This window comes from Streptomyces sp. NPDC102278 (assembly GCF_044766345.1).
Classification (GTDB): domain Bacteria; phylum Actinomycetota; class Actinomycetes; order Streptomycetales; family Streptomycetaceae; genus Streptomyces.
Map to the genome: position 1 here is coordinate 95679 of NZ_JBIWLV010000006.1, position 18872 is coordinate 114550.

Sequence of the window (18872 nt, forward strand, 5' to 3'; positions counted from 1 at the left end):
AGCACGCGGACGGCCACGAAATGTGTGGTGGGGACCCCTGCCCCCCGCAGAAGTGTCACTCACGGGAACCGCGGCGGGCACCGGTCAGGCGCCTCCGCGGTCCCCGGCCGAGCGCTACTTCGCGCCGGCCTCGCCGTCGGTCTTGCCGTCCTTCGGCTCCTCGGGCCCGTTGCCGGGCTCGTCCTTCTTGCCGAGGTCGAGCTTGGGAGCCTCGTCCTCGTCCTTCGACAGGTCCGTCTTCGGCGTCTCCCCAGCGGTCAGCGAGGAGGCGTCGTCCGGAACGACCGGCGTGTCGATGGTCAGATCATCGGTCGCGCCGTGGACGATGCGGTTGTACTCCGCGTCTTCCAGCACCGCGCCGATGGAGTTCTTCGCGAAGACGGCGTGGACGCCGGGAGCCACCTCGAGGGTGACGGTGTCCTCACCGATCTCCTTCACGGTGGCGTACATGCCACCGATGGTGCGGACCCCGGTGCCGGGCGTCATTTCGTTGCGCATCTGCGCGGCCGCCTGCTGCTTCTTCTTGGCGGAGCGGGTCATCAGGAACATCGCCCCGATGAGCACGATGAACGGGAGGAGTGTCACGAGATTCACGGGACGGAGATCCTTCGCACGACCGTACGGGAGACGGCCTTCTTCTACGGGGGTGGGCATGCCGACCTGAAGGGTCGGCATCGGCGGAGTCTAGGCGAGTCCGCACCGATGGAACAACGCCCAGCATGGCACCGCAGTTCCTGAGCGGTCGAACCTCCGCGCCGTCAGGCCCTGAACAACCCCTGTTGTCCGCTTGATCCACTACCGCCCTGCGGGGGCGGCACGAGCCCCAGGTGTGCCCAGGCGGCGGGGGTCGCGACCCGGCCCCTGGGCGTACGCGCCAGCAGGCCCTCGCGCACCAGGAAGGGCTCGGCCACCTCCTCGACGGTCTCCCGCTCCTCCCCCACGGCCACCGCGAGGGTGGACAGGCCCACGGGTCCACCGCCGAACAACTTGAGCAGGGCCTCCAGCACGGCCCGGTCGAGCCGGTCGAGCCCGCGCGCGTCCACCTCGTAGAGCTGGAGGGCGGTGCCGGCCACCTCGCGGTTGATCACTCCGTCGGCCCTGACCTGGGCGTAGTCCCGGACGCGGCGCAGCAGCCGGTTGGCGATGCGCGGCGTGCCCCGGGAGCGGCCGGCGATCTCCGCGGCGCCGGCGGTGTCGATCTCCACGTCGAGCAGGCGGGCCGAGCGGTGAATGACCCGTTCGAGTTCCTCGGGGACGTAGAACTCCATGTGTCCGGTGAAGCCGAAGCGGTCGCGCAGCGGCGGGGGCAGCAGCCCGGCCCGGGTGGTGGCGCCGACGAGCGTGAAGGGCGGCAGCTCCAACGGGATGGCGGTCGCGCCCGGGCCCTTGCCGACGATCACGTCGACGCGGAAGTCCTCCATGGCCATGTACAGCATCTCCTCGGCGGGCCGGGACATGCGGTGGATCTCGTCGAGGAAGAGGACCTCGCCCTCCTGGAGGGAGGACAGGATCGCGGCGAGGTCGCCGGCGTGCTGGATGGCCGGGCCGGAGGTGATCCGGATGGGCGCCCCCATCTCGGCGGCGATGATCATGGAGAGGGTGGTCTTGCCGAGGCCGGGCGCACCAGAGAGCAGGACGTGATCGGCGGTGGCCCCGCGCTGACGGGCCGCCTTGAGGACGAGGTCGAGCTGTCGGCGGACCTTCTCCTGGCCGACGAACTCGCCGAGGTCCTTGGGCCTCAGGGCCGCCTCGACGGCGGTGTCCTCGCCGCCGGCCGCCGCCGCGACCAGACGATCGGTCTCGGCTGCGTCGCTCTCGTCGTCCCAGTTCACGGTGTCAGTCTGCCTTCTCGGTGGGTGCGGTGGTCATCGTGGCCCTGCGGGGCGGCCCGGTACGGGACGACCGCCCGGGAGCGGCGGCGCGCGTGCCCGCCCGTCGCGCGCGACTCCCCCGGCGACCGGACCGGCGGGGCCGCGGCTGTCGGGGCCGCAGTTGTCGGGGCCCCGGCGGTCGGCGCCCCGCCGGTCCGGTCGCCGGCTGTCGGGGTCGCGCGGCGGCCCGGTACCCCCGTCGGTCGTCGCGTCGCGGGCATGGGCCGCCGGGTCAGCGGGCCCGGTTCAGGGACTGGAGCGCGGCGCGCAGGAGCTGGGGCACGGGGGCCGGGGCGCCGGCGGCGATGGCCTCCTCGGCCTGCGGGGTGACGGCCGAGACCGCCTCCTCCGCCTCCCGGGAGGCGTACCCCAACCCGATCAGCGCCGCCGCGAGCTGCTCCGTCCACGGCGCGGGTCCGGTCGCGGCGGCCCGCTGGGCCCCGACCAGGCCGCTCGTGCCCAGCGGCGCGCCCAGCTTGTCCTTGAGCTCCAACAGCAGCTTCTGCGCCCCCTTCTTGCCGATGCCGGGCACCGCCATCAGGGACTTCTCGTCGCCCGTGGAGACGGCCAACCGGAGCGCGTCGGGGCTGTGCACGCCCAGCATGGCCTGGGCCAGCCTCGGCCCGACCCCGCTGGCGCTCTGCAACAGCTCGAAGACCTGCCGCTCGTCGTCGTCGGCGAAGCCGTACAGGGTCAGCGAGTCCTCCCGCACGACCAGGGAGGTCGCCAGCCGCGCGGGTTCACCCAGTCGAAGGCCGGAGACGGTGTTCGGCGTGCAGTGCACGGCCATGCCCACGCCGCCCACCTCGATCACGGCGAGGGTGGGGGCGAGGGCGGCGACCTGGCCACTGACGAAGGCGATCATCGGGTACGGCCTTTCCGGGCGGGGACGGGGGCGGAGCCGCGCGCGGCGGACGCGGCGTGCAGGGCGACCGCCTGCTGGAGACGGTTTTGGGCGGGGGCCCGCCAGATGTGACAGATGGCGAGGGCCAGGGCATCGGCGGCGTCGGCCGGCTTCGGGGGCGCGTCGAGCCGCAGCAGGCGGGTGACCATGGCTCCCACCTGCGCCTTGTCGGCGCGGCCACTGCCGGTGACGGCGGCCTTGACCTCGCTGGGGGTGTGCAGGGCGACGGGCAGTCCGCGGCGGGCGGCGCAGAGCATGGCGACGGCGCTGGCCTGCGCGGTCCCCATGACGGTGCTGACGTTGTGCTGGCTGAACACCCTTTCCACCGCGACGAGTTCGGGGCGGTGTTCATCGAGCCAGCTTTCGATGCCCTGCTCGATGGCGACGAGCCGCAGGCCGATCTCGGCGTCCGCCGGAGTCCGTACGACCCCCACGCCCAGCATCTTCAACGGGCGACCCGCGACGCCCTCGACCACCCCGATACCGCATCGGGTCAACCCCGGGTCCACACCGAGCACTCGCACGTCCCCTCCTCCTTCACGCAGGTGTGCAGGCTACCGGCCACCACCGACAGCGGCGGCGAACGCCCGGGACGGACCCGCCGTGTTCGGCGACCGCCGACCAACGAAACGGCCCGCCGGATCGATCCGGCGGGCCGTTCACGTCTGCTGTGCTGCGGCGAGGGCCTGTGGCTCAGGCGTCGACCTTCTCCATGACCTCGTCCGGGACGTCGAAGTTGGCGAAGACGTTCTGCACGTCGTCGCTGTCCTCCAGCGCGTCGATCAGCTTGAAGATCTTGCGCGCGCCCTCCTCGTCCAGCTCGACCTGCATGGTCGGCAGGAAGTTGGAGTCGGCCGAGTCGTAGTCGATGCCGGCCTGCTGGAGCGCGGTGCGGACCGCGACCATGTCGGTGGCCTCGCTGATGATCTCGAAGCTGTCGCCGAGGTCGTTGACCTCTTCGGCGCCGGCCTCCAGCACCGTCTCCAGGACGTCGTCCTCGGAGAGCTCGCCCTTGGGCAGCAGGACGACACCCTTGCGGTTGAACAGGTACGAGACGGAACCCGGGTCGGCCATCGAGCCGCCGTTGCGGGTCATCGCGACCCGCACGTCGGACGCGGCGCGGTTGCGGTTGTCGGTGAGGCACTCGATGAGCACCGCGACGCCGTTCGGACCGTAGCCCTCGTACATGATCGTCTCGTAGTCGGCGCCGCCGGCTTCGAGGCCGCCGCCGCGCTTGACCGCGGAGTCGATGTTCTTGTTCGGGACCGAGCTCTTCTTGGCCTTCTGGATGGCGTCGAAGAGCGTCGGGTTGCCATCGATGTCGGCGCCGCCCATGCGGGCCGCGACCTCGATGTTCTTGATCAGCTTCGCGAAGAGCTTGCCGCGCTTGGCGTCAACCACGGCCTTCTTGTGCTTCGTCGTAGCCCATTTAGAGTGGCCGGACATCTGCCTGTCTCCTTCGCGTCACCAACAGTGTTCGCCTCAGATCCTACCGGGACGCCGTTACAGCCCCGCGCGCACCATGTCGACGAAGTACGCGTGAACGCGGTCGTCGCCGGTCAGTTCCGGGTGGAAGGACGTGGCGAGCACGTTCCCCTGCCGTACCGCGACCGTGTGGCCGTCGTACGTGGCGAGCACCTCGACCGAGGCGCCGACCGACTCTACCCACGGGGCGCGGATGAAGACACCCTCGACGGGGTCGCCGGTTATGCCGGCGAAGTCGATCCGGGCCTCGAAGGACTCGTTCTGGCGCCCGAAGGCGTTGCGGCGGACGATCATGTCGATGCCGCCCAGCGTCTCCTGGTCCTCGCGGCCGTCCAGGAGCTTGTCGGCGAGCATGATCATGCCGGCGCAGGTGCCGTAGACCGGCATCCCGGCCCGGACGCGCTCGCGCAGCGGCTCCAGCATTCCGAACAGCACGGCGAGCTTCGACATGGTCGTGGACTCGCCGCCGGGGATCACCAGGGCGTCGATGTCGGCGAGTTCATCGGGACGCCGGACCGGCCTGGCCACGGCGTCCGCCGCGGCCAGGGCGATCAGGTGCTCCCGTACATCGCCCTGAAGAGCCAGGACACCAATGACGGGGGTGCTGCTCATGCTTGTTACCAGCCCCGGTTGGCGTAGCGCTCGGACTCGGGGAGGGTGTCGCAGTTGATCCCGACCATGGCCTCGCCCAGGTTGCGGGAGGCGTCGGCGATGATCTTCGGGTCGTCGTAGAAGGTGGTGGCCTTCACGATGGCGGCGGCGCGCTTGGCCGGGTCGCCGGACTTGAAGATGCCGGAGCCGACGAAGACGCCCTCGGCGCCGAGCTGGCGCATCAGCGCGGCGTCGGCCGGGGTGGCGACGCCACCGGCGGAGAACAGCACGACCGGGAGCTTGCCGAGCTCGGCGACCTCCTTGACCAGCTCGTACGGGGCGCGCAGGTCCTTGGCGGCGGCGAACAGCTCGTTGTTGTCGTAGCCGCGCAGGCGGGCGATCTCGTTCTTGATCTGGCGCAGGTGGCGGACGGCCTCGACGACGTTGCCGGTGCCGGCCTCACCCTTGGAACGGATCATGGCCGCGCCCTCGGCGATGCGGCGCAGGGCCTCGCCCAGGTTGGTGGCGCCACAGACGAAGGGGGTGGTGAAGGCCCACTTGTCGGAGTGGTTGACCTCGTCGGCCGGGGTCAGGACCTCGGACTCGTCGATGTAGTCGACGCCGAGGGACTGCAGCACCTGCGCCTCGACGAAGTGGCCGATGCGGGACTTGGCCATGACGGGGATGGAGACGGCCTCGATGATCTCTTCGATCATGTTGGGGTCGGACATCCGGGCCACTCCGCCGTCCTTGCGGATGTCGGCGGGGACCCGCTCCAGGGCCATGACGGCCACGGCGCCGGCGTCTTCGGCGATCTTCGCCTGCTCGGCGTTGACCACGTCCATGATCACGCCGCCCTTGAGCTGCTCGGCCATGCCGCGCTTGACGCGGGACGTGCCGATCGCGGACTCAGCGGACTGCGGGGTGGAGGGAAGCGTGCTCACGGATTGACCTCACTCGAAGGAAGACGGGTGCTGCGGTGGTACTGCACTGAGCAAACCCCCCACGACCAGTCCACTGCAAGGGCCAATGAGGAGCCGGTGGCTCCTTCCGATTTGGCCATTGGGTACAAGTGGGGCCCGCTACGGCCGCTCCGCAAGATCCACCGGGGGCTCGTCGTCCATCTCGAACGCGAGCGGGAAGGGGGCGTGTCCGGCCAAGCGGAACCAGCGGACCTTGCGGTGCCGGCGCAGCGCGCGGGCCGCCCGGACGGCGTCGTTGTGGAAGCGGCGGGCCATCGGAACCCGGCGGACGGCGGCCGCCAGTTCCTCGGTGGCCTCCGCGCCGCCGGGGGCGGCCTTCAGCACCTCGACCTGGTCCACGTCGGCGAACACCGCGCGCAGCGCCTGGCTCAACTCGCTCTCGGCCACCTCGCGGTGCTCCTCCTCGGCCTGCCGGGCCCCGTGCGCGGCCTCGTACAGCACCAGCGACGAGGCGGGGTCGAGCACCCCCGAGGTGGCCACCTCCAGCACCACCGACGCCCGCCGCACGAGCTGCGCGTCGAGGGCGGCCCGGGCGGCGTCCATCCGCGAGTGCAGCCGGTCGAGCCGACCGGCGGTCCAACTGAGGTAGACCCCGATGACGCCGAGGCCCAGGGCAATCCAGACAAGGGTTTCGATCACGGGCCGCGACTCTACCTTTCGCGGGACCCGTCACCCGGCCCGGCCCCGTGGGCCCCCGGACCGCCCCGACCCGGCCCGCGGGCGGGATCCGCGGACCCGACCCGCGGGCGAAATGATCTCGCCGGCAGGATCCGAGGGGAAGGACCTAGTCCCGCGAGAAGCCCAGCCTGGCGCGCAAACCCACTCGTTCGTCCTCCGCGACCGCCGCCGCGCCGTCCGTCACCGTCTCGTAGACGGCCAGGATGTCCGCTCCCACCGTCGACCAGTCGAAGCGCCGCACGTGCGCCGAGCCGCGGGTGCTGAGTTCCGCCCGGCGTTCCGGGTCCCGCAGGAGGGTGATGGCCCCGGCCGCCAGGGAGTCGGCGTCCTCGTTGGTGAAGAGGTCGCCCGCGCCGCCCTGGTCCAGCACCTGGGCGAAGGCGTCCAGGTCCGAGGCCAGCACCGCGGCGCCGGCCGAGAGGGCCTCGACGAGGATGATGCCGAAGCTCTCGCCGCCGGTGTTGGGGGCGACGTACACGTCGACGCTGCGCAGCAGCCGCGCCTTGTCCTCGTCCGAGACCATGCCGAGGAACTCGACCCGGGAGCGGAGGTCGGCGGGCAGCGAGGCCACGGCCTCCTCCTCGTCGCCGCGGCCGGCCACGAGGAGGCGTACGTCCGGACAGGCCTCCACGATCTTGGGGAAGGCGGCCATGAGCACGGGCAGGCCCTTGCGGGGCTCGTCGATCCGGCCGATGAAGCCGAGGGTCTGTCCGCCCCATTCCGCCTTGGGTTCGGCCTTGGCGAAGAAGTCCACGTCGACCCCGTTGGGGATGACGACCGCGTCCCCGCCCAGGTGCTCCACGAGGGTCCGTCGCGCGTACTCGCTCACCGCGATGCGGGCGCTGATCTTCTCCAGCGCCGGCTGGAGGATCGGGTACGCGGCGATCATCGCGCGCGAGCGGGGGTTGGAGGTGTGGAACGTGGCCACGATGGGTCCCTGCGCCGCCCAGCAGGACAGCAGGCCGAGGGACGGTGAGGCCGGTTCGTGGATGTGGATCACGTCGAAGATCCCGTCGTGGAGCCAGCGTCGTACGCGGGCCGCGGACAGGAAGCCGAAGTTCAGCCGGGCCACCGACCCGTTGTACGGCACCGGCACCGCCCGTCCCGCCGAGACCACGTAGGGCGGCAGCGGGGTCTCGTCGTCCGCGGGGGCCAGCACCGACACCTCGTGGCCACTGCGGATCAGGTGTTCCGCGAGGTCACGGATGTGGAACTGGACGCCGCCCGGTACGTCCCACGAGTACGGGCACACGATGCCGATCTTCACTGCGCGCGTTCCTCCAGGTCGTCCAGCCACAGCCGTTGCAGCATGTGCCAGTCCTCGGGGTGCTCGGCGATCCCCCCGGCGAACACGTCGGCGACGGCCTGGGTCATGACGGCCGTCTTCTCGATCCGGGTGCCGTTCTCCGGTACGGGCACCTCGGGGTGGATCCGGCCGTACATCTTCGGGCTGTCCCCGTAGTACAGGGTGGCCGGGAGCAGCACCGCGCCCGTCTGCTGGGCCAGCAGCGCCGGTCCGGCCGGCATGCGCGCCGCCGAGCCGAAGAAGTCCACCTCGACCCCGGAGGCCGACAGGTCCCGGTCGGCGACCAGGCAGACCAGTCCCCCGGAGCGGAGCCGTCGCGCGAGGGTGCCGAAGGCGGCGCCGCCGCTGTGCGGCAGCACCTCCATGCCGAGGCTCTCCCGGTAGGCCACGAAGCGGTCGTAGAGGCTTTCGGGCTTGAGCCGCTCGGCGACCGTGGTGAACGGCACCCCGATGTGGCCGGTGGCCCACGCGCCGGCGAGGTCCCAGTTCGCCAGGTGCGGCAGGGCGACCACGACCCCGCGTCCGGTGGCCAGCGCCTCGCGCAGGATGTGGTCGTCCTTCATCTCGACGTCCGTGCCGAACCGCTTGGGGTCCAGCGTGGGCAGTCGGAAGGACTCCATCCAGTACCGCATGTACGAGCGCATGCCGGCCCGCGACAGCTCGCGCAGGGCCTCGGGGGTCGCGTCCGGGACCACGCGGGCCAGGTTCGACTCCAGGCGCAGCACGCTCTTGCCGCGCCGCTTCCAGACGTAGTCCGCGATCCGGCGGCCGAGGGCCACCGCCGCGGGTTCCGGGAGCTTCTTCACACCCGCCCAGCCGAGCCCGTAGAGGCCGTCGACGAGCTTGTCCTGTGCGGCGCCCATCAGACGACACCGCCCTCGGCCGCGGCCGCGTCGGCCTCCGCCGCCTCACGGCGTACGGTGACCACCCGCTGGATCAGCGTGACGAGGGAGCCCGCCGCCACCACCCACAGGGCGATCGGCAGGAGCACCCCGATCCAGGAGGGGACGCCGAAGGTCTGCAGCCCGGAGAGGCCGGCCGCGACGAGGGTGATCACCAGGCGCTCGGCCCGTTCGATGAGCCCGTTGACGGCCACCGGCAGGCCGATCGACTCGCCGCGGGCCTTGGTGTAGGAGACCACCTGGCCGCTGGCCAGGCAGAAGATCGACACGGCGCACAGCACGTCGTGGTTCCCGCCGCCCGCGTACCAGAGCGCGAGCCCGCCGAAGATGGCCGCGTCGGCCACGCGGTCGAGCGTGGAGTCGAGGAACGCGCCCCACCGGCTGGAGACGCCGGCCTGGCGGGCCATGTTGCCGTCGACCAGGTCGGAGAAGACGAAGAGGGTGATGGTGATCGTGCCCCAGAAGAACTCGCCCCGGGGGAAGAAGACCAGCGCTCCGGCCACCACTCCGGCGGTGCCGATGAGGGTGACGGCGTCCGGGCTCACCCCCCGACGGAGGAGAAATGCGGCGAACGGCGTGAGAACACGCGTGAAGAATGCACGCGCGTACTTGTTCAGCATGGCCTTCCCGGAGGGTCGCTGGGCCGCGCGGCCACAGCGGCCACCGGCTGGCCCATCGTAGCCGGCGCCCCGCGCCCCGGGCGCCGCGCACCCACCGGTTCGCCCCGGACAATCCCCGCGCCGCCCCCTCTCCACGCTCCGGACGGCGGCGGGTACGACGTATGGACGTGGTGTGACACCGGTGCAAAGCTCGAAGGACCCCGATCATCCTCCTCACCGCGACAACGGGAGGCACGAGCATCATGGGAGCCACATCACACCAAGCCGGGGCCGCCGGCAGGGCACTGACGGCCGACCGGCCCACTTCCGTACGGAACGTCGTGCTGGTCGGCCACAGCGGCGCCGGCAAGACCACCCTGGTCGAGGCCCTGGCGCTGACCGCCGGGGCCGTCAACCGCGCCGGCCGGGTCGAGGACGGCTCCACCGTCTCCGACCACGACGAGATCGAACATCGTCGCCACCGGTCCGTCCAGCTCTCCCTCGTCCCCGTCGAATGGGGCGGGATCAAGATCAATGTCCTGGACACTCCGGGATACGCCGACTTCGTCGGTGAGCTCAGGGCCGGTCTGCGCGCCGCGGACGCGGCCCTCTTCGTCGTCTCGGCCGGCGACGGGATCGACGGCGCCACCCGCATGGTCTGGGAGGAGTGCGAGGCCGTCGGCATGCCCCGGGCCATCGTCGTCACGCACCTGGAGGCGGCCCGGTCCGACTACGCCCAGATGGCCGGCGTCTGCGGGGAGGTCTTCGGCGCCGAGGACCCGGACGCCGTCGTGCCGCTCTACCTGCCCCTGCACGGGCCCGCGGGCCCGGACGGGCACGCCCCCGTCACCGGGCTGCTGGGCCTGCTCTCCCGGCGCGTGTACGACTACGGCTCCGGGGAACGCGTCGAACGCGACCCGGACCCCGCGGAGCTCGCCCTCATCACCGACGCGCGCTCCCGCCTGATCGAGGGGATCATCGCGGAGAGCGAGGACGAGAGCCTCATGGACCGCTATCTCGGCGGCGAGGACATCGATCTCAAGACCCTCGTGGACGATCTGGAGCGGGCCGTCGCCCGGGGCACCTTCCACCCCGTCCTGATGGCGGCGCCGGCCGCCGAGGGGGCCCGCCAGGGCCTGGGGACGGTGGAACTCCTCGAACTGGTCACCGGCGGCTTCCCCACCCCCGCGGAACGCGCCCCCCTCGCCGTCACCGCCCCGGACGGCGCCGCCCGGCCCGCCGTCACCTGCGATCCCGACGGCCCCCTGGTGGCCGAGGTCGTCAAGACCTCCTCCGACCCGTACGTCGGCCGCGTCTCCCTGGTCCGCGTCTTCTCCGGCACCCTGGTCCCGGAGGCGACGGTGCACGTGTCCGGGCACGGGCTCGCGGACCGCGGGCACGAGGACCACGACGTGGACGAGCGGATCGGGGCCCTCTCCTCCCCCTTCGGCAAACACCAGCGACCGCTCGCCCGGTGCATCGCCGGCGACCTCGCCAGCGTGGCGAAGCTCACCCGCGCCGAGACCGGCGACACCCTGTCCGCCAAGGACCGGCCGCTCCTGATGGAGCCCTGGTCGATGCCCGATCCGCTGCTGCCCCTGGCCGTCGAGGCCCACGGCAAGGCCGACGAGGACAAGCTCTCGCAGGCGCTGGCCCGCCTCGTGGCCGAGGACCCGACGCTGCGGCTGGAGCAGAACCCCCACACGCGTCAGCTCGTCCTGTGGTGCCTGGGCGAGGCCCACCAGGACGTCGTGCTCGAACGTCTGCGGACCCGCTACGGGGTCCAGGTGGACCCCGTCCCCCACAAGGTCAGCCTGCGCGAGACCTTCGGCGCCGAGGCCACCGGGCGCGGCCGCCACGTCAAGCAGTCCGGGGGCCACGGGCAGTTCGCCATCTGCGAGATCCGGGTCGAGCCGCTCCCGCCCGGCAGCGGCGTGGAGTTCGTCGACAAGGTGGTCGGCGGTTCGGTGCCCCGCCAGTTCATCCCGTCCGTGGAGAAGGGCGTCCGCGCCCAGGCCGCCCGCGGGGTCGCGGCCGGGTACCCGCTGGTGGACGTACGGATCACCCTGCTCGACGGCAAGGCGCACTCGGTGGACTCCTCCGACGCCGCCTTCCAGACCGCGGGCGCGCTCGCCCTGCGCGAGGCCGCCGCCGAGGCGACCATGCACCTCCTGGAGCCGGTCGCCGAGCTCGACGTACTGGTACCGGACGAGTACGTCGGCCCGGTCATGAGCGACCTGGCGGGGCGACGCGGCCGCGTCGTCGGCTCCGACCGGGCCGGGCCGGGGCGGACGCGGGTGCGCGCGGAGATCCCGGAGATCGAGATCGGCCGGTACGCGGTGGAGTTGCGGTCCGTGTCGCACGGCACGGGCGGGTTCCGTCGCGCGTACGCCCGCCATGAGCCCATGCCACCACAATTGGCGGAAAAGATTCGCGAACAGGCCGAGAAGGGAACGTAGTTGACATAGCGCTGCGGCGACCGCCCACCCAACCCGCTTGCGGTGGGCGGTATTTCCCTGTCCCATGACCATGGGGCAGGCCGCGCCGATAGGCTTTTCGGCGGCGCGGGGCAGGAAGACGGCAGGCGCGGGTCGGCAGTGGGCACAGGCGCACGGCGATGGGGGCAACGGTGGCGGACGACGGTTTCGACTTCAGGCCCGGGGCGCAGGTTCCGCTCCAGGGAGGCGGTGGGCAGACCGCCGCGACCAACGCGTTGGCGTCCGCCGCGTACCGCGACGGCAAGCTGGAGGAGATCCTCAAGGCCAACAACGACCTCCACGAGTCGAAGGTCAAGGCGCCCAAGATCTCCCTCTTCGAGCCCAACCTGGGCGAGGCCTTCTGCCGCGCGGTCGAGGCGCGCACCCTCGGCGCCGGCCGCAAGCCGCTCATCCAGTCCTTCGGCGCCGATCCGCAGACCGTCGTCGAGCACTGCCTGGCCGCCTCCCGCATCCGCAAGGAGCGCGACCGCAAGCTGCGCATGATCGTGCTGGTCTGCGGGGTGCTCTTCCTGCCCGGGCTGCTGCTGTGGCTGGGCCTGTTCCAGCTCCGCAAGTCCCTGGGCAAGGGCGAGGGCAAGCGGTCGTGGCTGGTCACGGCCCTGCTCGTGGGCGTCGCCATAGTCGTGGCGGTGTTGATGTTCCGGCTGCCCTTCACCGGGTTCCTCGGGATATACCTGCGCGCGATGATCATCGCTCCGGCGTTGGGCTGGTTCCTGGCCCGCCGGATCTGCGAGGCGACCGCCGTCGACATGCGTTCCCGCTGGGACGGGCTGCTGGGCGGCGGGGGCGTCGCCGCCAAGATCCCCGAGGCGGTGCCGGGCAATCCCGACGAGAAGGCCCGCGAGGACCTGCGCCACCAGTTGGCGAAGCTCACCGCGGAGGACCGCAGCAACTCCGCCTTCTACGCCGGCCCCAAGGGGATCCTCGGCATGGGCACCCGCTGGGGCAGCTGGCAGATGGCCGAGGAGCTGACCCCGAGGACCGAGGGCGCCGACATCCATCCCTTCCGCAGCTGGGACGTCATACGAGCGATCGACACCCAACTCCGCAAGCTGGAGCGCGGCCCCCTGCACACCGGGGGCTTCCCGACCGCGTCGATCCAGCACTGGATCGTCACCCCGATCGGCGAGGGCGCGGCCGAGGTGGCCCGGCCCACCGGCGAGGACGTGGACACCTTCCTGGTGAAGCCGCACGAGATCACCCGGATCTGCAACGAGCAGCAGTTCAGCGCCGGCAACCGGCACTACCTGGGCATCCAGTACCCGCTCTGGGACGGGCAGCTCGTCATCACCATGCTGGTCACCGTCACGGTGCTCTACAAGACGCTGCGGGTGGACGTCACCGCCCACGCCCTGGGCCCCGTGCACGGTCTGTTCACCACGAAGTCCGCGCCCAAGACGGTCGAGGTGTCCAAGTCCGTCCGCTTCTGGGAGACGGTCGAGCGACAGCTCCCGCTGGTGGACGCGACGGAGGTGGTCCGCCTGGCCGTGCGCGCCTCGCTGACCTGGTACCCGCCGGTCCTGGAGTACTTCGGCGGCAAGCTGATCCTGCCCGAGCCGTTCGGGCTGCGGCACGTGTGGGCCGGTTCGATGTGGCGCCACCGCTTCATGGCGGACGACGCCCTGCGCACCGTGGCCCCGGTCCTGCGCTCGGTGCACACCGCCGCGTTCAAGGTCCTGGAGGAGAACGGCGTGGACACCGACCGCTTCACCAACCGCTCCTCGATCATGAGCGGCCTGATCCAGGAGCCGTCGCCGCGCAAGGCCGACGTCTACGACGCGTAGGTCCGGCCGGCCGGGCGGCGCGGGCCGCCCGGCCCAGGCCCCGGCCGTGCGCCGCGTCTCAGTCGGTGGGCCAGGAGTCCGCGAGCATCTGGCGGGTGTCCGCGAGGAGTTGCGGCAGCACCTTGGTGTGGCCGACGACCGGCATGAAGTTCGTGTCCCCGCCCCAGCGCGGCACGATGTGCTGGTGCAGGTGCGCGGCGATGCCGGCGCCGGCCGCCGCGCCCTGGTTCATGCCGATGTTGAACCCGTGCGCCCCGGAGGCCTTGCGCAGGGCGACCATGGCCCGCTTGGTCAGGTCCGCGAGCTCGGCGGTCTCGGCGGCGTCGAGGTCCGTGTAGTCGGCGACGTGCCGGTAGGGGACGACCATCAGGTGGCCACCGTTGTACGGGTACAGATTGAGCACCGCGTAGACGTGCCTGCCCCGGGCCACGACCAGGCCGTCCTGGTCGGACATCTCCGGAATCCCGCAGAAGGGACAGCCGTCCCCGGCCTCCGGGCCGGTCGGCTTGTTCTCCCCCTGGATGTAGGCCATCCGGTGGGGCGTCCACAGACGCTGGAACGCGTCCTGCGTGCCCACACCGATCTGCTGCTCCGGCTCAATCGTCATGGGATGCAGCATATGACCTTGCCCCCGCGGGGCGTGTCGCCGGGGCGAAGGCGGGGGCCCCCGCCCCGATGCTGGGCACATGCATCCCGATGTCGAGCCCCGCGACAAGGCCTGGGAACGCCGGACCGAGCTGCCGCTGTTCTACGCCTCCCTGATCTTCATCGCGGGATACGCGGTCCGCGTACTCGCCCACAAGGCGGACCACGTCTGGCGGGACGTCGCCGGCCTGCTGGTCCTGCTGATGTGGCTCTGCTTCATCGTGGACTTCGTGGTCCGGATGGTGCTGAGCCGCGAGAGCCCGCTCCGTTTCGTCCGGCTCCACTGGCTGGACACCCTCGTGGTCATCCTGCCGCTGCTGCGGCCGCTGCGGATGGTCAAGGTGCACGACGCGGTCCAGGCCAGGCAGAACCGTCCGCGCCGGGGGCTGTACGAGCGGGTGATCACGTACGCCGGGCTCTCGGCGGTCCTGCTCGGGTTCTCGGGGGCGCTGTGCGTCTACCACGAGGAGCGGCTGATCCCCGGCTCCACGATCCGCACCTTCGGGGACTCGCTGTGGTGGGTGAGCCAGACGCTGACGACGGTGGGCTACGGGGACATCACCCCGGTGTCCCCGGTGGGGCGGCTGATCGCGGTCGTGATGATGGTCTTCGGCGTGGCCCTGCTGGGCGCGGTGACCGGTTCCTTCTCGTCCTGGCTGATCCAGGTCTTCCGCCGGGAGGACGAGAAGGAGCCCCCGGGGAATCAGAGTTCCCCGGGGGCTCCGTCCTGACGTGCCGCCGGACGGTCAGACCTGGACGCGGTCCGCGACGACCTTGGCCAGCTTGGCCAGGGCCTCGTCCTTGGCCACGCCGTTCTCCTGCGAACCGTCGCGGTAGCGGAAGGAGACGGTGCCGGCGGCCATGTCCTCGTCACCGACGATGATCATGAACGGGACCTTGAGCTTCTGGTGGTTGCGGATCTTCTTCTGCATCCGGTCCGAGGAGGCGTCCACCTCGACCCGCAGCCCCTGCTTCTTCGCCTCGGCGGCGAACTCCTGGAGGTACTCGACGTGCCCGTCGCCGATCGGGATGCCGACGGCCTGGACGGGGGCCAGCCACGGCGGCATGGCGCCCGCGTAGTGCTCCAGCAGCACCGCGAAGAACCGCTCGATGGAACCGAAGAGCGCACGGTGGATCATGACCGGGCGCTGCCGCGAACCGTCGGGGCCGGTGTACTCCAGGTTGAAGCGCTCCGGCAGGTTGAAGTCGAGCTGCACGGTCGACATCTGCCAGGTGCGGCCGATCGCGTCACGGCACTGGACGGAGATCTTCGGGCCGTAGAACGCGGCGCCGCCCGGGTCCGGGACCAGGGGCAGGCCCTGCTTCTCGGCGACCGACTGGAGGACGGCGGTGGCCTCCTCCCAGACCTCGTCCGAGCCGACGAACTTCTCCGGGTCCTTGGTCGACAGCTCCAGGTAGAAGTCGGTCAGGCCGTAGTCGCGGAGCAGGTTCAGCACGAAGGTCAGGGTGCGGTCGAGCTCCTGCGCCATCTGCTCCTTGGTGCAGTAGATGTGCGCGTCGTCCTGGGTGAAGCCGCGCGAGCGGGTCAGGCCGTGCACCACGCCGGACTTCTCGTACCGGTACACGGTGCCGAACTCGAACAGGCGCAGCGGCAGTTCGCGGTAGGAGCGGCCGCGCGCGTCGAAGATCAGGTTGTGCATCGGGCAGTTCATGGGCTTGAGGTAGTAGTCGGTACCACCGTCGAGCTGCATGGGAGGGTACATGCCCTCCGCGTACCAGTCCAGGTGCCCGCTCTTCTCGAAGAGGGCGCCCTTGGTGGCGTGCGGGGTGTAGACGAACTCGTAGCCCTCTTCCTCGTGCCGCTTGCGCGAGTAGTCCTCCATGGTGCGACGGATGACGCCGCCCCGCGGGTGGAAGACGGCCAGGCCGGAGCCGATCTCGTCCTGTACGGAGAACAGGTCGAGCTCGGTGCCGAGCCGGCGGTGGTCGCGCTTCTCGGCCTCGGCGAGGAAGTCGAGGTGGGCCTTCAGCTCCTCCTTCGACGGCCACGCGGTGCCGTAGATGCGCTGGAGCATCGGGTTCTTCTCGCTGCCGCGCCAGTAGGCGGCGGCGTTGCGCATGAGCTTGAAGGCGGGGATGTTGCGGGTGGTGGGCAGGTGGGGACCGCGGCAGAGGTCCTTCCAGCACAGCTCGCCGGTCTTGCCGTCGAGGTTGTCGTAGATGGTCAGCTCGCCGCCGCCCACCTCGACGTTGGCGCCGTCGTCGGTGGAGGCCGCACCCTTGATGCCGATGAGTTCCAGCTTGTACGGCTCGTCCGCGAGCTCCTCGCGGGCCGCCTCGTCGGTGACCACGCGGCGGGCGAACCGCTGCCCGCGCTTCTGGATCTCCTGCATCTTCTTCTCGACGGCCTTGAGGTCTTCGGGGGTGAAGGGCCTCGCGACGTCGAAGTCGTAGTAGAAGCCGTCGCGGACCGGCGGGCCGATGCCGAGCTTGGCCTCGGGGAAGAGTTCCTGCACGGCCTGCGCCATGACGTGCGCGGTCGAGTGGCGCAGGATGTTCAGGCCGTCCTCGGAGGAGATCTCCACCGGTTCGACGGTCTCCCCGTCCCGAACCTCGTACGCGAGGTCCTTCAGCTCACCCGCGATGCGCGCGGCGACGATGGTGCGCTCGCCGGCGAAGAGCTCCGCCGCCGTAGTGCCCGTGGCCACCACGCGCTCGTCCCGCTCGGAATCGCGTTGGATGATCACACGGACGTCTGACACCGGTCTCTCCTGACTCAGGGGGTGCGCGAGCGAACACTGCGCGCCTGAATCGTACCGAGCCGGGGGGCGCCACCGTTAAACGGTTGTTCGCCGGAGCCCGACGCCCGCCCCGGCGGCGACCGGTCGGGGTACCGTTTCGCCGCCACCCCACCCCCTGGAGCGAACCGCCGTGCCGGAAGTCCTCGTCCGCCCGCTGGACCTCATCGACGACCCCACCGCCGCCGCCGTCCACCGCGTCGGTCGGGCCGCGTACGCCGTGGAGGCCGCGCTCATCGGCTTCGACGGCATCCCCGCCCTGCGCGAGAGCCTCGACGAGATGCGGGAGCGGCCGCTGCGCTGGATCGGCGCCGTCGCACGGGACGGCACGCTCGCCGGATTCCTGGCGTGGGAGGACACGGAGGACGGCGGCGTGTGCGTCGACCGGCTGTGCGTGGACCCGGCGTGGTTCCGTCGGGGAGTCGCCTCGCTGCTGTGCGCGCGGTTGCCGGCCGACCGCCCCGTCACCGTCACCACCGGCGCCGCGAACGCGCCCGCCGTGGCCCTGTACGAGCGTCTCGGCTTCGTGCGCGGCGAGGACTTCGAGCCTGTCCCGGGACTGCGGATGGCCGCGTTCTCCCGGAATCCCCCTCCCCCGATCCGTTGACACCGAAAAGTGTGAGTGGTTTATTACTCACATGAACACGGAACGACGTCGACAGCTCTCCTCCGCGGAGGAACGCCGGGAGACGGTGCTGCGCACCGCCATCGGGGCCTTCGCCTCGCGCGGTTACTTCGGCACCACGACCACGGAGGTGGCCAAGGCCGCCGGCATCTCCCAGTCGTACGTCTACCGGCTCTTCCCAAACAAGGAGGCGCTGTTCACCGCCGTCGTCGACCACTGCTTCACCCGGGTGCGGGCCAGCCTGGAGGAGGGCGCGGCGAACGCCGGGGGCGGTTCACCCGAAGCCGTGCTGAGCTCCATGGGCGACGCCTACGCCCACCTGATCGCGGACAAGGACCTGCTGCTCGTCCTCACCCACGCCCAGGCGGCGGCCGTGTCGGAGGTGGCGGTCCGGGACACCGTCCGGGCCGGCTACGCCCGGCTGGTGGAGTACGTGCGCGGCGCCTCGGGCGGCGGCGAGCCGGAGGTGCAGCGGTTCTTCGCGGTCGGCATGCTCTGCCACCTGCTGGTGTCGATGGACACGCAGGCCGTCGACGCGCCGTGGACGCGGACCCTCTCGGCCGGGGTCCGGCACTACTGACGAGCCGGGCGACCACGAGGACGAACGACGGAACAGGGCGGGCCCCGGAGCCCGCCCTCTTTCCGGACCAAAGAGTGAGTGGTCAACCACACACATACCAGCGACCACCTCCCCACCGAACCCAGGAGCACCGGACATGACCACGAACACCACCCGCCCCACCACGATCGACGAGAACGCCCCCGCCGTCGTCCGCCTGGAGACCACCATCGCGGCACCCCTCGCCACGGTCTGGGCCCTGCACACCGACATCGCCGGCTGGGCCGACTGGCACACCGGCGTCGACCGCGTCGAGTTCGTGGGCCCCCTCGCCGCGGGCTCCCGCTTCCGCTGGCTCACCCACGGACTCGACATCACCTCGACCGTCCTCGACGTGACGCCCGGCCGGCGGATCGCCTGGGGCGGCCCCGCCCACGGGATCGACGGAGTGCACGTCTGGACCTTCCACGAGGACGCCGCGGGGGTCACCGTCCGCACCGAGGAGTCCTGGGCCGGCGCCCCCGTCGAGGCGCGCCCCTCCGAGATGGAGGCGGCGCTGCGCCAGTCCCTGGAGGAGTGGCTCCACCTCCTGAAGAGCACCGCCGAAGCCCGCTGAAGCCCGCCGAGGCGCGCTGAAGCCGACCGAACACCCCGCCACCTCCCCACCGCACCCGCCGAAAGCC

The 18872-nt window shown here is 71.3% G+C and carries 19 protein-coding genes; 6 read left to right on the forward strand and 13 right to left on the reverse strand.

What is annotated here, in order from left to right; all coding sequences use genetic code 11:
• Positions 1-114: 114 nt before the first annotated feature.
• From yajC to pgsA, 11 genes are all read right to left on the reverse strand, one after another.
• Positions 115-594 carry a preprotein translocase subunit YajC gene (gene yajC, locus ACIRO3_RS17215; RefSeq protein WP_361783190.1) on the reverse strand — a complete coding sequence of 160 codons (480 nt, stop codon included), beginning with the start codon at positions 592-594 and terminating at the stop codon, positions 115-117.
• Between the two features lie 164 nt (positions 595-758).
• Positions 759-1832: a Holliday junction branch migration DNA helicase RuvB gene (gene ruvB / locus ACIRO3_RS17220; RefSeq protein ID WP_361783187.1), complete on the reverse strand. Its 1074-nt coding sequence runs from the start codon at positions 1830-1832 to the stop codon at positions 759-761.
• A gap of 271 nt (positions 1833-2103) precedes the next feature.
• On the reverse strand, positions 2104-2736 hold the full coding sequence (ruvA, locus tag ACIRO3_RS17225) for a Holliday junction branch migration protein RuvA (RefSeq protein ID WP_361783184.1): 633 nt from the start codon (positions 2734-2736) through the stop codon (positions 2104-2106).
• A complete protein-coding gene (gene ruvC / locus ACIRO3_RS17230; protein WP_404137305.1) occupies positions 2733-3299 on the reverse strand; it encodes a crossover junction endodeoxyribonuclease RuvC in 567 nt (188 codons plus the stop codon). Before ruvC ends, ruvA begins: the two co-directional genes overlap by 4 nt.
• A gap of 169 nt (positions 3300-3468) precedes the next feature.
• A complete protein-coding gene (locus ACIRO3_RS17235; protein WP_267797473.1) occupies positions 3469-4221 on the reverse strand; it encodes a YebC/PmpR family DNA-binding transcriptional regulator in 753 nt (250 codons plus the stop codon).
• Positions 4222-4278: 57 nt separating this feature from the next.
• Entirely contained in the window at positions 4279-4872 is a 594-nt protein-coding gene (gene pdxT / locus ACIRO3_RS17240) for a pyridoxal 5'-phosphate synthase glutaminase subunit PdxT (RefSeq protein WP_361783178.1), read from the reverse strand.
• Between the two features lie 5 nt (positions 4873-4877).
• Positions 4878-5795 carry a pyridoxal 5'-phosphate synthase lyase subunit PdxS gene (gene pdxS / locus ACIRO3_RS17245; RefSeq protein WP_361783175.1) on the reverse strand — a complete coding sequence of 306 codons (918 nt, stop codon included), beginning with the start codon at positions 5793-5795 and terminating at the stop codon, positions 4878-4880.
• A 138-nt stretch (positions 5796-5933) separates the two neighbouring features.
• Positions 5934-6473 (reverse strand): hypothetical protein, encoded by a 540-nt coding sequence (locus tag ACIRO3_RS17250; protein WP_053676655.1) that lies wholly within the window; start codon positions 6471-6473, stop codon positions 5934-5936.
• A gap of 145 nt (positions 6474-6618) precedes the next feature.
• Positions 6619-7779, reverse strand: coding sequence for a glycosyltransferase family 4 protein (locus ACIRO3_RS17255; RefSeq protein ID WP_404137310.1), 1161 nt, complete (start codon positions 7777-7779; stop codon positions 6619-6621).
• Positions 7776-8681: a phosphatidylinositol mannoside acyltransferase gene (locus ACIRO3_RS17260; protein WP_361783169.1), complete on the reverse strand. Its 906-nt coding sequence runs from the start codon at positions 8679-8681 to the stop codon at positions 7776-7778. Before ACIRO3_RS17260 ends, ACIRO3_RS17255 begins: the two co-directional genes overlap by 4 nt.
• A complete protein-coding gene (gene pgsA, locus ACIRO3_RS17265) occupies positions 8681-9340 on the reverse strand; it encodes a phosphatidylinositol phosphate synthase (RefSeq protein ID WP_404137313.1) in 660 nt (219 codons plus the stop codon). Before pgsA ends, ACIRO3_RS17260 begins: the two co-directional genes overlap by 1 nt.
• A 242-nt stretch (positions 9341-9582) precedes the next feature.
• Between pgsA and ACIRO3_RS17270 the strand changes: the two genes are divergently transcribed.
• Together ACIRO3_RS17270 and ACIRO3_RS17275 are read left to right on the forward strand one after the other, a co-directional pair.
• On the forward strand, positions 9583-11778 hold the full coding sequence (locus ACIRO3_RS17270) for an elongation factor G-like protein EF-G2 (protein WP_404137316.1): 2196 nt from the start codon (positions 9583-9585) through the stop codon (positions 11776-11778).
• Between the two features lie 158 nt (positions 11779-11936).
• Positions 11937-13601, forward strand: a complete 1665-nt coding sequence (locus ACIRO3_RS17275; protein WP_366000867.1) for a hypothetical protein — start codon at positions 11937-11939, stop codon at positions 13599-13601.
• A 58-nt stretch (positions 13602-13659) separates the two neighbouring features.
• Here the strand turns inward: ACIRO3_RS17275 and ACIRO3_RS17280 are convergent, their stop codons facing one another.
• On the reverse strand, positions 13660-14220 hold the full coding sequence (locus ACIRO3_RS17280) for an HIT family protein (protein WP_404137319.1): 561 nt from the start codon (positions 14218-14220) through the stop codon (positions 13660-13662).
• A 67-nt stretch (positions 14221-14287) separates the two neighbouring features.
• Here ACIRO3_RS17280 and ACIRO3_RS17285 point away from each other — a divergent pair, with 67 nt between their 5' ends.
• The gene (locus tag ACIRO3_RS17285) at positions 14288-14977 is read left to right on the forward strand and encodes an ion channel (protein WP_361783154.1); all 690 of its coding nucleotides are present in this window, start codon (positions 14288-14290) and stop codon (positions 14975-14977) included.
• A gap of 15 nt (positions 14978-14992) precedes the next feature.
• Here the strand turns inward: ACIRO3_RS17285 and thrS are convergent, their stop codons facing one another.
• On the reverse strand, positions 14993-16969 hold the full coding sequence (thrS, locus tag ACIRO3_RS17290; RefSeq protein ID WP_404137323.1) for a threonine--tRNA ligase: 1977 nt from the start codon (positions 16967-16969) through the stop codon (positions 14993-14995).
• A gap of 169 nt (positions 16970-17138) precedes the next feature.
• Here thrS and ACIRO3_RS17295 point away from each other — a divergent pair, with 169 nt between their 5' ends.
• From ACIRO3_RS17295 to ACIRO3_RS17305, 3 genes are all read left to right on the forward strand, one after another.
• Positions 17139-17612, forward strand: coding sequence for a GNAT family N-acetyltransferase (locus tag ACIRO3_RS17295; protein WP_404137326.1), 474 nt, complete (start codon positions 17139-17141; stop codon positions 17610-17612).
• A 31-nt stretch (positions 17613-17643) separates the two neighbouring features.
• On the forward strand, positions 17644-18210 hold the full coding sequence (locus ACIRO3_RS17300) for a TetR/AcrR family transcriptional regulator (protein ID WP_404137329.1): 567 nt from the start codon (positions 17644-17646) through the stop codon (positions 18208-18210).
• Positions 18211-18346: 136 nt separating this feature from the next.
• Positions 18347-18805, forward strand: coding sequence for an SRPBCC family protein (locus ACIRO3_RS17305; RefSeq protein ID WP_404137332.1), 459 nt, complete (start codon positions 18347-18349; stop codon positions 18803-18805).
• Positions 18806-18872 lie beyond the last annotated feature (67 nt).

Excerpts from the sequence above, each read along its gene's own strand:
- ruvA (WP_361783184.1), bottom strand. The coding sequence starts at position 2,736 with ATGATCGCCTTCGTCAGTGGCCAGGTCGCCGCCCTCGCCCCCACCCTC.
- ACIRO3_RS17235 (WP_267797473.1), bottom strand. The coding sequence starts at position 4,221 with ATGTCCGGCCACTCTAAATGGGCTACGACGAAGCACAAGAAGGCCGTG.
- pdxT (WP_361783178.1), bottom strand. The coding sequence starts at position 4,872 with ATGAGCAGCACCCCCGTCATTGGTGTCCTGGCTCTTCAGGGCGATGTA.
- ACIRO3_RS17260 (WP_361783169.1), bottom strand. The coding sequence starts at position 8,681 with ATGGGCGCCGCACAGGACAAGCTCGTCGACGGCCTCTACGGGCTCGGC.
- pgsA (WP_404137313.1), bottom strand. The coding sequence starts at position 9,340 with ATGCTGAACAAGTACGCGCGTGCATTCTTCACGCGTGTTCTCACGCCG.
- ACIRO3_RS17270 (WP_404137316.1), top strand. The coding sequence starts at position 9,583 with ATGGGAGCCACATCACACCAAGCCGGGGCCGCCGGCAGGGCACTGACG.
- ACIRO3_RS17275 (WP_366000867.1), top strand. The coding sequence starts at position 11,937 with ATGGGGGCAACGGTGGCGGACGACGGTTTCGACTTCAGGCCCGGGGCG.
- ACIRO3_RS17280 (WP_404137319.1), bottom strand. The coding sequence starts at position 14,220 with ATGCTGCATCCCATGACGATTGAGCCGGAGCAGCAGATCGGTGTGGGC.
- ACIRO3_RS17285 (WP_361783154.1), top strand. The coding sequence starts at position 14,288 with ATGCATCCCGATGTCGAGCCCCGCGACAAGGCCTGGGAACGCCGGACC.
- ACIRO3_RS17300 (WP_404137329.1), top strand. The coding sequence starts at position 17,644 with ATGAACACGGAACGACGTCGACAGCTCTCCTCCGCGGAGGAACGCCGG.
- ACIRO3_RS17305 (WP_404137332.1), top strand. The coding sequence starts at position 18,347 with ATGACCACGAACACCACCCGCCCCACCACGATCGACGAGAACGCCCCC.